The sequence below is a fragment of the bacterium genome (assembly GCA_026708055.1).
GTDB lineage: Bacteria > Actinomycetota > Acidimicrobiia > Acidimicrobiales > CATQHL01 > VXNF01.
Map to the genome: position 1 here is coordinate 26,374 of JAPOVS010000059.1, position 11,942 is coordinate 38,315.

General features: G+C 70.2%; 13 protein-coding genes. 6 read left to right on the forward strand and 7 right to left on the reverse strand.

The window, feature by feature from the left end; genetic code table 11:
• Positions 1-103 precede the first annotated feature (103 nt).
• From OXG55_13250 to OXG55_13275, 6 genes are all read right to left on the reverse strand, one after another.
• A complete protein-coding gene (locus tag OXG55_13250) occupies positions 104-223 on the reverse strand; it encodes an SDR family oxidoreductase (protein MCY4104204.1) in 120 nt (39 codons plus the stop codon).
• 12 nt (positions 224-235) lie between these two features.
• Complete coding sequence (locus OXG55_13255; protein MCY4104205.1) at positions 236-982, reverse strand: SDR family NAD(P)-dependent oxidoreductase; 747 nt, start codon at positions 980-982, stop codon at positions 236-238.
• The gene (locus tag OXG55_13260) at positions 979-1,170 is read right to left on the reverse strand and encodes a hypothetical protein (protein MCY4104206.1); all 192 of its coding nucleotides are present in this window, start codon (positions 1,168-1,170) and stop codon (positions 979-981) included. The genes OXG55_13255 and OXG55_13260 overlap by 4 nt, the downstream gene beginning before the upstream one ends.
• Positions 1,167-1,985 (reverse strand): SDR family NAD(P)-dependent oxidoreductase, encoded by an 819-nt coding sequence (locus OXG55_13265; protein ID MCY4104207.1) that lies wholly within the window; start codon positions 1,983-1,985, stop codon positions 1,167-1,169. The genes OXG55_13260 and OXG55_13265 overlap by 4 nt, the downstream gene beginning before the upstream one ends.
• Before the next feature lie 3 nt (positions 1,986-1,988).
• Entirely contained in the window at positions 1,989-2,753 is a 765-nt protein-coding gene (locus OXG55_13270) for a 2-oxo acid dehydrogenase subunit E2 (GenBank protein ID MCY4104208.1), read from the reverse strand.
• 163 nt (positions 2,754-2,916) lie between these two features.
• Positions 2,917-4,146, reverse strand: coding sequence for a cytochrome P450 (locus OXG55_13275; protein ID MCY4104209.1), 1,230 nt, complete (start codon positions 4,144-4,146; stop codon positions 2,917-2,919).
• Positions 4,147-4,546: 400 nt separating this feature from the next.
• Here OXG55_13275 and OXG55_13280 point away from each other — a divergent pair, with 400 nt between their 5' ends.
• From OXG55_13280 to OXG55_13305, 6 genes are all read left to right on the forward strand, one after another.
• A complete protein-coding gene (locus OXG55_13280; protein MCY4104210.1) occupies positions 4,547-5,722 on the forward strand; it encodes a substrate-binding domain-containing protein in 1,176 nt (391 codons plus the stop codon).
• A 256-nt stretch (positions 5,723-5,978) separates the two neighbouring features.
• Positions 5,979-7,004 (forward strand): ABC transporter permease, encoded by a 1,026-nt coding sequence (locus tag OXG55_13285; GenBank protein MCY4104211.1) that lies wholly within the window; start codon positions 5,979-5,981, stop codon positions 7,002-7,004.
• Positions 7,001-7,780 carry an ATP-binding cassette domain-containing protein gene (locus OXG55_13290; protein ID MCY4104212.1) on the forward strand — a complete coding sequence of 260 codons (780 nt, stop codon included), beginning with the start codon at positions 7,001-7,003 and terminating at the stop codon, positions 7,778-7,780. Before OXG55_13285 ends, OXG55_13290 begins: the two co-directional genes overlap by 4 nt.
• Positions 7,781-8,107: 327 nt before the next feature.
• Positions 8,108-9,823: a hypothetical protein gene (locus tag OXG55_13295; GenBank protein MCY4104213.1), complete on the forward strand. Its 1,716-nt coding sequence runs from the start codon at positions 8,108-8,110 to the stop codon at positions 9,821-9,823.
• Positions 9,824-9,971: 148 nt separating this feature from the next.
• Entirely contained in the window at positions 9,972-10,190 is a 219-nt protein-coding gene (locus OXG55_13300; GenBank protein MCY4104214.1) for a type II toxin-antitoxin system HicA family toxin, read from the forward strand.
• Positions 10,190-10,426, forward strand: a complete 237-nt coding sequence (locus OXG55_13305) for a toxin-antitoxin system HicB family antitoxin (protein MCY4104215.1) — start codon at positions 10,190-10,192, stop codon at positions 10,424-10,426. Before OXG55_13300 ends, OXG55_13305 begins: the two co-directional genes overlap by 1 nt.
• Before the next feature lie 173 nt (positions 10,427-10,599).
• Here the strand turns inward: OXG55_13305 and OXG55_13310 are convergent, their stop codons facing one another.
• Positions 10,600-11,802 carry an FAD-dependent oxidoreductase gene (locus tag OXG55_13310; GenBank protein ID MCY4104216.1) on the reverse strand — a complete coding sequence of 401 codons (1,203 nt, stop codon included), beginning with the start codon at positions 11,800-11,802 and terminating at the stop codon, positions 10,600-10,602.
• Between the last annotated feature and the right edge of the window lie 140 nt (positions 11,803-11,942).

The window sequence follows — 11,942 nt, forward strand, 5'->3', positions numbered from 1 at the left end:
ATCCGAGGGGCTGCTGAACGATCGGCGGCACAAGCCGCTGGTTCCGTCGGCCCTGGATTCCGGCCTGCGCCGGAATGACACTCGGCGGCAGCGGCGCGGTGGCCTACATCGCCGTGAGACCGCCGTCCACGAGGAACACGGAACCAGTAGTGAACGAGGACTCGTCGGCGGCGAGGCGCAGCACCGCCCCGGCGACCTCCGCCGGAATGACACTCGGCGGCAGCGGCGCGGTGGCCTACATCGCCGTGAGACCGCCGTCCACGAGGAACACACTGCCGGTGGTGAACGAAGACTCGTCGGCGGCGAGGTGCAACACCGCCCCGGCGACCTCCGCCGGGTCGCCGATGCGGCCCAGCGGGTGCATCGCCTCCAGGTCCGCCAACTGCTCGGCGCTGAGGGCGTCCAGCATGGGTGTGCGCATCGTGCCGGGACAGACGGCGTTCACGCGGATTCCCTCGGCGGCATGGTCGAGCGCCATGCAGCGCACCAGACCGATCACGGCGTGCTTGGAGACGTTGTAGGCCACCTGTCCCTGCTGGCCGATGACGCCCGAGGCCGAGGCGACGCAGACGATGGATCCGCCTCCCGAGCGGGCCATGGCGGCCACGGCGTAGCGCGAGCACAGGTACGTGCCCTTGAGGTTGACCGCCATGACCCTGTCCCACTCCTCCTCGGTCACCTCGCAGACGGTGCCGGCGCTGGCAATCCCGGCGTTGTTCACGAGCACGTCCAGGCCGCCGAACCGCTCCACGGCGGCCTCCGTCAGGCGCTCGGCGTCAGGGGCGGAGGTGACGTCGGCCTGCAGCCCCAGCCCCTCGCCGCCCGCCTCGACGATGCGCCGCGCCGTTGCGTCGGCGGATGCGCCGTCCACGTCGGACGCGACCACCCGGGCGCCTTGGCGGGCGAACAGTGCGGCGATCTCGGCCCCGAAGCCCCGGCCTGCGCCGGTCACGATGGCTCGCTTGCCCTCCAGTCGTCTCAACGTGGCCTCCCCTCCCGGCGACGCGACCGGGCGTCGGCCAGGTAGTCGTCGAGCGGGTAGCTGCAGCAGATCGGCGAGTAGTCGCCGAGCATCGTGCCGAGGGCCGGCTCGGCCTGCGGCCAGTCGTAGCGATGCGCGTCGAGAGCCCGCAGACGGTGGGGGCAGACGACGACCGGGGGAAGGCTCATCGAGCCCGATCCGGGCGGGACATGAAGCGCTCGGCACCCTCGGCGAGTTGGCGGGCCGAGGGCTGCATGGCGTGCACCCCGCCGTCGACCATCAGCACGGTTCCCGTGATGAACGACGCCTCGTCGCTCGCCAGGAAGAGGACCGCGCTCGCCACCTCCTCGGTGGTGGCCAGGCGGGCGAAGGCGGTCTGCGCCGCGTAGGGGGCCACGTTCGCCGGCGGGGTGTGGGCCATCATGTCGGTGCCGCTCATCCCCGTGGGAGCGACCACGTTCGACCGGACACCCCAGTCCCGGCAGTCCTGGGCGATGCAGCGGGCCAGGCCGATCACCCCGTGCTTGGAGGCGTTGTAGTCGGCCTGATTCTCGTTGGCCACCACGCCCGAGAGCGACGACACGAACACGATGCTCCCGCCGCCGGTCTGCTCCCGCATCCGCCGGATCGCCGCCTGCGAGCACAGCAGGGGACCCTTCAGGTTCACGCTCATGGTGCGGTCCCAGCCCTCGGGCGAGATGTCGAGCACGTGGCTGCCGGCGCCGAATACGGCGGCGTTGTTGACCAGGACGTCGAGCGAGCCGAAGGCAGCGACGGCCGCTCCCGCCATCGCCTCGGCGTCCGCGGCGACGGTGACGTCCATCTCGTGGGGGACGGCTCGGCCCCCGCCCGCCACGATCCCCGAGGCCACAGCCGCCGCGCCGGCGCCGTCGATGTCGGCGATGACGACCCCGGCCCCCTCGCCGGCGAGTCGCCGGGCGACAGTTGCACCGAGACCGCGGGCGGCTCCGGTGACCACGGCCGCTTTGCCCGCAAATCTCATGGGTCAACCTCCCGCTTCGGCGACGTGCGGCTCCCAGTCCCACGTCTCGATGTTCTGGCGGATGCGGCCGAGGAACAGGGCCGCGGTGGAGCCGTCGAATGCCCGGTGGTCCCACGAGAGCCCCAGATGGCCGATGTGGTGCACGGCCACGCTGTCGCCGCCGTCGGGGCCGGCGACGACCGTGGGGCGCTTCGCCACGCCGTCGGTGGCCAGGATCGCCACGTTGGGCAGGTTGATGATGGGCGCCGACATGAACGAGCCGAACGAGCCGGGGTTGGTGATGGTGAAGGTGGACCCCGTCACGTCCTCGGGGCGGAGACCCCCCGAGCGGGCCCTGCCGGCCGGCTCGTGGATCCGGCGCGCCAGTTCCACCAGCCGCAGGCTCCCGGCGTCGGGCACGACCACGACGATGAGACCGGCCCGGTCGAGATCCACGGCGATGCCGAGGTTCACCTGCTCGTGCAGCGTCTGGGTGCCCTCATCGAAATCCACCCGGCTGTTCACCTCTGCGAAGGCCGCCAGCGCGTCGATGGTCGCCAGCGCCACGAACGGCAGGTAGGTGAGCGAGAAGCCCTCCCGCTCCCGGAAGCCCGCCCGGTGCCGGCGGCGCACCTGCTCCAGCGCCTCGTAGTCCACCTCCACCGACGTCCAGACGTGCGCCGCGGTGCGGCGGGACTCGGTGACGTTCTGCGCGATGCGCCTGCGCAGCCGGCTCAGGCGAGCCGTCTTGGGGGCATCGGGCCCGTCGGGACCTCGCGACGCGCTCACGGGTCGGCCTCGAAGCCAGCAGCGGTGATGGGTCGGGGCGGCGCCGCGTCCGTGTCGCCGGGAGAAGGCGTGACCGGCCGGCGACTGGATTCCGGCCTACGCCGGAATGACGAGGAGGGACGCCGGAGTGACGAGGAGGGCAGTGGGAATTTCGCCGCCATTGTCATACCGCCAGGGGCAGGCGGGCCAGGCCCCGCTCGGTGGAGATGTGGAGCCGCTCCGGTTCGCCGGCCAGGCGGAAGTGGGGCACCCGCTCGAAGATCACCTCCAGAGCGACACGCCCCTCGAGGCGGGCCAGCGGCGCCCCCACGCAGCGGTGCACGCCGTCGCCGAAGCCCAGGTGGCGGCGGGGACGGCGGAACACGTCGAATCTGTCCGGATCGTCGAACACCCGCGGGTCGCGGTGCGCCGCGGCCAGCAGCATCATCACCCGGCTGCCCGCCGGCACGACGCGGCCGTGCATCTCGACGTCGCGGGTGGTGATGCGGGACGTCCACTGCACGGGCGACTCGTAGCGCAGCAGCTCCTCCACGGCGTCGGGGACGGCCTCGGGCACAACCGCCAGCCGGGCCTGCTGATCGGGGTGCTGCGCCAGCAGGTACAGGCCGTTGGACACGAGCGCGCTGGTCGTCGTATTGCCCGCCAGGTAGATGATCAGGCACATGGCGAACATCTCCTCGGCGCCGATGGGCTCGCCGTCGATCTCGCCGGTGGCGAGGCTCGAGATCACGTCGTCGCGCGGCGAGCGCCGGCGGTCGGCCACGAGCTCACCCATGTAGCGCCGCAGTTCGTCGGCCGCGGCAGTGGAGACGTCGTTGAACTCCTCTGTGCCCGAGAGCGCCAGGAGCATGTCGTGGGCCAGTTGCCGCACCGTCGCCTCGTCGGACAGCGGGATGCCCATGAGTTGGCAGATCACCAACACCGGCAGGCGTTGGGAGAAGTCGCCGGCGAAGTCGCCGCCGCCGTCGGCGCACAGCCCGTCGATCAGTTCGTGCGCGAACGCCCGCACCAGCGGCTCGTAGGCGCCGACGGCAGTGTTGGAGAAGTGGTGGCTCACGAGCCGTCGCAGCTGGTCGTGGCGGGGCGGGTCCATGTTCAGGATCTCCGGGCCGATGGTCTCGGAGAACCCTGGCTCGATGTTGACGCCCGCGGCGCTGGAGAACGTCGGCCAGTCCTTCAGCGCCGGCCGCAGATCGCCGTAGCGGCACAGGGCCCAGACGTCCCGCGCCGGGCTGTAGTAGAGAGGATGGTCGGCCAGCAGTTGGCGGTAGTAGGGGTACGGATCCTCCTGCACATGCGGCGCCAGCGGGTCATAGCCAACGGGATCGGGCGCCAGCGGGTCACAGCCAACAGGGCCGGGCGCCGGCGGGTCACAGCCGACAGGGCCGGGCACCGGCGGGTCACAGCCAACAGGGCCGGGCGCCAGCGGGTCACAGCCAACAGGGCCGGGCACCGGCGGGTCACAGCCAACAGGGCCGGGCACCGGCGGGTCACAGCCAACAGGGCCGGGCACCGGCGGGTCACAGCCAACAGGGCCGGGCACCGGCGGGTCACAGCCAACAGGGCCGGGCACCGGCGGGTCACAGCCAACAGGGCCGGGCACCGGCGGCGGCCGATTGACAACCATGGGGCGCAAATTAGACTGCGCAGCCGCGGGCAGCACAACGATGCCCAGGGGGAGATCCGTTATTCCGCACTGCGGGTCGGCGCGCTGTCGGCGTCCACACCACTTGGCGACACTACGGCATCACCGGATGACCGTTCGGAGCCATCAACAGGAGGGGAGCGACCTGATGGGTCACACAACCAGACGTACTTCGCGGTTCGGGAGGGGATTCAGTCTCCTGGCCGCCCTGATCGCCGTACTGGCGCTGCTCGCAGTGTCGTGCGGCGACGGCGACGACGGCGATGCCGCACCGGCTGCGCCGCCCGAGCCCGCACCCGCCGCACCCGAGGCGGCACCGGCGGCACCGGAAGCCGCAGACGAGGCGCCCGCGGCGGCGCCCGAGCCTGCACCCGCCGCCGCCGATGAGCCCGAGGAGGAGGTCGCCCTCACGCAGGCCGACGGCGACGCCATCGAGATCTGGGTCGTGGGATCGGTGCTGAACAACCCGTTCTGGGACCTCATCCAGAACGGCTCGCTGGCCGCCGGGGAAGCCCTCGCCGACGCCAACGTCACCTACATCGCTCCGGAGGACTTCAGCCTGGCCAACGTCAACGAGTTCATCGTGACCGCGGTCGCGGCGGAGCCGGACGCCATCCTGGTGGACTACCGCACCGCCGAGTACGAGGAAGCGGTCATCGACGCCCTCGACAAGGGCATCGAGGTGCAGTTCTACAACAACTACGTGGGCAAGGACTCCGACGATCCTCGCGTCCGGCGGCTCTCCGGCACGCCCGTCGGGCTCGACAAGGCCGCCGCGGCCCGCCGCAGCGCCGAGCTGTACCTCGAGCACGTGAGCCCCGGCGACCAGCTCGCGTTGTTCAACTCGCTGCCGGACTCGCCGGAGCACCTCGAGATCCAGAACGCCTACGTGCAGGTCTTCACCGACGCCGGCTGGAGCGAGGGCGACCTCGACATCGTGGCGCTGCCGGGCCTGGATCCGGCCCCGAACTTCGAGGTCATCAAGACCTACCTGGCCGCCAACCCCGGCACCCAGGGCATCGTCACGTGGGACACCACCTCGGGCACGCCCGCCGCGCAGGCCAAGGCCGACGCCGGCTCGGACGTGCCGCTGGTCATGTGGAACCTCGACCAGACGGTCATCGAGGGCGTCAAGGACGGCAACGTCCAGCTGAGCCTCACGCAGCAGCCGTTCCTGCAGACGTTCTACGGCGTGATCTCGGCCTACATCAAGGTGAAGTTCGGCTTCATCGACCCGCCGGTCATCGACCCGGGCACGCTGATGGTCACCGCGGACAACGTCGACGAGGTCGAGGCGCTGTTCGAGGCCGGCTACGCCGGCTAGGACGGCCGCACGGTCCATCCTGTGGGGGTGCGCGCCCGGCGTGCGCCCCCACACGCCCTTTTCGCCACAGGCTCGTCGAGCACCCAGGAGACATCGGCGTGACGCTCCGCTCCCGCCATCGGTCATTCCGGCGAAGGCACGTCCCGGACCTCGATCCGGGCGCCTGCGCCGGACTCGATCCGGGGCCGGAATCGGTGGGTCGGTGGATCCGGCCGGGGCTCCGGCACACCGGCCGGCAGACTCATAGGCCGACGCCTTGAGCGGCTCCCGACCGTCCACGCTCCTGCGCGCCGGTCAGCGCGTTCTGGGCCGCCAGGAGTTCGCGCCGCTGCTGGCCGTCGTCATCCTGTTCTTGGTCTTCGAGTTCCGTTCGGGCGAGGTCGGCTTCTTCAGCAACCCCGACCTGATGAGCTCGGTGGCGGCGCTCACATCCTCGGTCGGGATGGTGTCCCTGGGGGTCACCGCGCTGATGATCTCCGGCGAGTTCGACCTGTCCGTCTCGGCCACGTTCGCCCTGGGGCCCGCCATCATGGGCTGGCTGATGCGGGAGTGGGGCTGGCACATCCTCGCCGGGCTCTTCGTGGGCCTCGCCATCGTGGCGTGCATCGGCCTCATCAACGGCCTCATCACCACCTACATCGGCGTCCCGTCCTTCATCGTCACGCTCGGCATGCTCTTCGCCGTGACGAGCTGGAACCGCATCATCCTGGGCGGCTTCCCGGTCGACCTCATCGAGGAGGAGGGAAACGTCAAGAAGATCCTGGGCGCCGACATTCCCGGCTCGCCCATCGCCGCGCCCTTCGCCTGGATGGTGGGCGTCGGGATCATCCTGGCCGTCGTCATGTGGCGCACCCAGTACGGCAACTGGACGTACGCGGCCGGGAAGTACGGCGGGGGCGTCGCCCGGGCCATGGGCGTTCCGGTGATCCGGGTGAAGCTCACCAACTTCGTGCTGGCCGCGCTGCTGGCCGGGTTGGCGGGCATCCTGCAGTTCGCCGACTTCGGGTCCTCCAGCGTCGCCTCGGGAATCGACATCAACCTGCTGGCCATCGTGGCCGTGGTCGTCGGCGGCACGTCGCTGTTCGGCGCCAAGGGAACCGTCATCGGCTCGATGCTGGGGGCGATCATCCTCGGCTCGCTGAAGGTGGGGCTGATCGTGATCAAGGTGCCGTCGGAGTACTACCTCGGCCTCGTGGGCGTGCTGCTGGTGGTCTCGGCGGGCCTGAACGCCCGCGTCGAGGCGCTGCGGCGCGGCGGCACGCGGAGCACCCTGTTCGGATGAGCACCGCAACCGCCACCCCCGTCGTCGAGTTGGTGAACGTCACCCGCCGCTACGGCAAGAACTACGCCGTGCGCGACGCCAGCCTGGCCATCCATCCCGGCGAGGTCGTGGGGCTGGTGGGCGACAACGGCGCCGGCAAGTCCACGATCGTCAAGATGATCAGCGGCTACATCGAGCCGACCGCAGGCACCATCAAGGTCCGGGGCGCCCCGGTGCGGTTCGGGTCGCCGCGCCAGGCCCGGGCGGCGGGGATCGAGACCGTCTACCAGGACCTCGCCATCGTGGACGAGATGGCGCTCTGGCGGAACTTCTTCCTGGGCCAGGAACTCCACCGCAGGATCCTGGGCGTCCGCTACCTGCGGGTCGCCGAGATGGCGCGGATCTGCGACGAGCACCTGGCCGACGTCGGGCTCACCTCCGTGGAGTCCTCGCACCAGACGGCGGCGACCCTCTCCGGCGGCGAGCGCCAGTCGCTGGCCATCAGCCGGGCGATCCACTTCGACTCACAGCTCCTGGTGCTGGACGAGCCGGTGGCGGCGCTGTCGGTGCGCGAGACCCGGCGCGTCCTGGACGCCATCGGCGCGGCCAAGGAGAACAACCTCGGCGTCCTCTACATCGACCACAACATGGACCACGTGCTCCCCGCCGCCGACCGCATCGCCATCATGCACCGCGGCACGATCAGCCGGGTGGTCAACAGGGGCGACCTCACCGTCGACGAGCTGGCCGACGCAGTGGCCGAGTCCGGCACGGCGGACGCCGAGTCCGGCGACTGACCGGCCGCCGGGGGCGTCTCCACGGGCGGGCGCGTTCATCGCCGTCCCCACCACGCAGGCCGGCCGTACGACGACGCCAGAGCCCGAGCAAGCTCGGCCATTCCCGAAACATAAGGCCATCTTTCGGGATAATGGCGGAATATCAGTCGATTGAGGAAAGATTGCATTATCGCGGTGCCGCTGCCCCATGAGCCGCACCGGCCGACACGGCGTGGGGCTCTCGGCACGTCCGCCGCAACCCCATTCGCCCCGACAAAGATAATCATATCTTTACCGAAAATGAGCTTGGTGGCCGTTATTCGGAAAAGATAGTGTTATCTTTGACGCATGGTCAGAGGAACCCGAGGCCACGAGATCCCTGACGAGATCCCTGAGGAGTCGACCGCGAGCGAGTTCTGGGGCCGGTTCGGCCGACTCGAGCACTCCGGCCTGGACTTCAAACGCGGAGTCTCCGCGGGAATGCTCGACGCGATCCCCGCAATGGCCATGACCTCCGGCGGGCTGATCATCCACGGCGTAAGCGATGACCGCACGATCGTCGGATGCCCACTCAGTCAGAACACTCTCGACCGGATCTCGCAATATGCGCACCAGTGCGACGTACCGGTGGATGTGCGTCCCATCCTCGTCGACGGCGTGGAACTCACCATCACCGTTGTCCCCGAAGTGCCCGGACGGATCGTAACCACACCGGGCGGCCGGCTCCTGCGGCGCGTCGGGGGCGACTCGCAGCCCATACGAGGCGACGCGCTCGGACGTTTCGTGCGAGCGCGGCTGGAGCACTCCGGCGAGGACGAGGTCCTCCGAGGAATCGCCACGGAGGACTTCGACCTGGAAGCGGTCAACCGAGCGCTGGCGGCTGACGGTCGCCACCGTGTTCGCCTGTCCGAGTTGACGAGAGCCTTCGCCGATCTCAAGGTCGCTCTCCCCACCGAGCAGACGGCGGGCACTCAGGTGCTGGCGGCGGCGGCGGTCCTGTTCTCTGTCGACCCCAGGACACACATCTCCCGGGCAGCGGTGCAGCTCGCCCGCCGGACCGGCGTCGGTCCGGGGCCGGGCCCGACCCGAGCACGCGCCGAAGTTGCCGGGCCGCTCGACACCGTCGCCGAACAGTGCCTTGCTTTCATCGCCGAACACACTGGGCAACACGAGGTCGTCACCGGCCTGAGGCGGGAATCCATCCCGGAGTACCCCGAGGAGGTACTGCGCGAGGCCGTCGTCAACGCGCTCGCCCACCGCGACTACGGCCTCGTCGGGAGCACCATCGACATCACCATCTGGGACGACCGCCTCGAGGTCATCAGCCCGGGGCCGCTTCCCGGCCACATCACCGTGGACAACATGCGAGCCGAGCACTACAGCCGCAATCCCCGGATCATGCGGGTACTCAAGACACTCGGGCTGGTCGAGGAGTACGGCGACGGGGTGGATCGAATGTTCCGCGAGATGGAGTCCCGGTTGCTGGAACCGCCGTCGTTCAGCGCGACCGCCGACTCGGTGACTGTCACGCTGCGGAATCGGATGCTCGTCAACGTCGACGATCAGGTTTGGCTCCAGTCGCTGTCGGGTATCCAGATGACGACCGAGGAGCGCCGCGCCCTGGTTGCCGCAAACCGCGACGGCTCGGTCACACCCCGACGCCTGCGAGAACTGATACCGGACGCTGACGTCGGCGCGGTTCTTGCGGCGGCGACCGCGAAGGGCCTGCTCGTCAGAACTGGGGCTCGCGGCGGTTCTCGCTACGTACTGTCCGACGAGGTCGTCAGACGCGTCGGGAGCACCTCGATCGCAGCACGAGACCGGCAGCAACAGTCGCTGCTCGACAGGATTCGCCAACGCGGCAGCATCTCCGTGGTCGAAGGGGCGCAGCTACTCGATGCGAGAATGCAGGTCGTCCGGGACCTCCTCAACGGACTCGTCCAAGCCGGCGTCCTCCGCGCAGAAGGGCGGACTCGGGCAAGGCGCTATTACGCAGCCGATGACGCTATTGTTCCGAAAGATAAGGTTATCTTTCGGGATAAAGGCGGAATATCAGTCGATTGAGGAAAGATTGCATTATCGCGGTGCCGTCACCCCATGAGCCACGCCTGAACGCAGTGACTCACGGGGTCTCGCCGCGCGGGTGGTCGGACTGTGGACTCCGGTCCACAATGGTACGATGCGGAGGCGGCATCGACGGACGCTCGAACGAATGCGGTCGACACCCACGCCAGCAGACCTCAAATGGCAGGAGATCGAGTCACTGTTGACCGCCATGGGAGTCAGGCTGGTCGAGAGAGCGGGTTCCAGGGTGCAGTTGGTGAAGGGAACCGACTCGATCGTCGTGCACCGGCCCCATCCGCGGCCCGAGACGCGGCGAGATACGGTCCGCGACATCGCCAGGTTCATCGAACGCGTCGGAGAAGGCTGATGCTGGAGTACAAGGGTTACGTCGGCGAGGTGGTCTACGACGATGAGGCCGAGGTGCTGCATGCGAGAGTGATCAACAGCGGCCCCTATCCCGTCGCGAACGCCGAAGCGGCCGACGTGGAGGGCATCAAGCGAGAATTCCGGAGATCGATCGACGTCTATCTCGAGGGATGCTCCGAACTCGGCATCGATCCCGTGCGGCCGTCGGCGGTACCACTGCAGACCCGCGCGAGTTGACGGCTTGCAGAGACCGTCGCAGAACACGGCAGGCGGCACCGTCGAGCCCGTACACACCCACGACCGCTATCGAGTGTCCGATCGAGAAATCGCGGTTGGCGCGTGTGAACGGGCGGGGTGCCACATCCCTCTTCCGCGTGAACGCCTGCACGCATCCTCGTGCGAGCGTCGTCCTAGGACTGGGAGCGGGCGAAGTCCAGTGCCTCTTCCCAGGTGGCGCCTCTGGCGATGAGGCGGCGGTACTGCATGACGTGGCGGGGGCGGTTGAAGCCGAGGACGGCGACGATGCGCCCGGCGCGGCCGTAGACGGCGGCGAAGCGGCGCTCGTCGGGCGAGCCGGCGACGACGACCACCTCGTCGTCGGGGCCGGAGCGGCCGGCGAGTTGGATCTTGCGGTCGTACTGGTCGCTCCAGAACCACGGCACCGGGGCGAACGGCGCCGCGGCGTCGCCGGCCAGCAGGCGGCGGGCGGCCGCCGCGCCCTGCTCGACGGCGTTGTCCCAGTGCTCGACGCGCATCGACTGCCCGAACAGCCGGTTGGGCCAGCGGGCCACGTCGCCGGCGGCCACCACGCCCGGCGCCGCCAGGCAGGTCTCGTCGCACACCACGCCGTCGTCGATCGCCAGCCCCGAGCCCGCCAGCCACTCGGTGTTGGGCGTCACGCCGACGCCGACCACCACCACGTCGGCGTCGAGGCGGGCGCCGTCGCTGAGGACCACCTGCTCCACCCGGCCGGCGCCGGTGATCGACGCGACGCCGACCCCGGTCCGCAGGTCGACGCCGTGATCGGCGTGCACATCGGCGCAGACCCGGCCCATCCCGGCCCCCAGCACCCGCTCCAGCGGCGTCCCGGCCGTCTCGACCATCGTCACGTCCAGGCCCCGGCCGCGTGCGGTGGCCGCCACCTCCGCGCCGATGAAGCCAGCGCCCACGACGACGACCCGACCCGGGGCGGCGTCGAACTCCGACCGGACGGCGAGGCTGTCGGCGAGGGTGCGCAGCGTGTACACGCCGGCGAGGTTCTCGGCGCCTCCCAGGGTGCGCGGGCGCGCCCCGGTGGCGATCACCACGCCGTCGGCCGCCAGGCGCTCGCCGCCGGCGAGGGTCACGGTGCGGGAGGCGGCCTCGAAGTCCACCGCCCGGGCGCCGAGCCGCCACGTCAACCGCAGGTCCCCCAGCGCCCCGGCGTCGTAGAGGGCCACCCGCTCGGGCGCCCACTCCCCCGCCAGCACCTGCTTGGACAGCGGCGGCCGGTCGTAGGGGGCACCGGTCTCGTCGCCGACGAGGGTGATCTCGCCGTCGAAGCCCTCCCGGCGCAGCGCCTCGGCGGCCCGCATCCCCGCCAGCGAGGCGCCGACGACCGTCACCGACTTCACGTCTTCGTCACAGGATGCCAGCGTAATCCTCGCCGGCGCCGGCCGGGCCATCGCTGTGGCGAGCGGACGCGGCGGGTGCGCGGGCGGGGAGGGAGCCGTGACACCGATGCCGTCCGCGGGCCCCCACCCCTTTTCAGCAC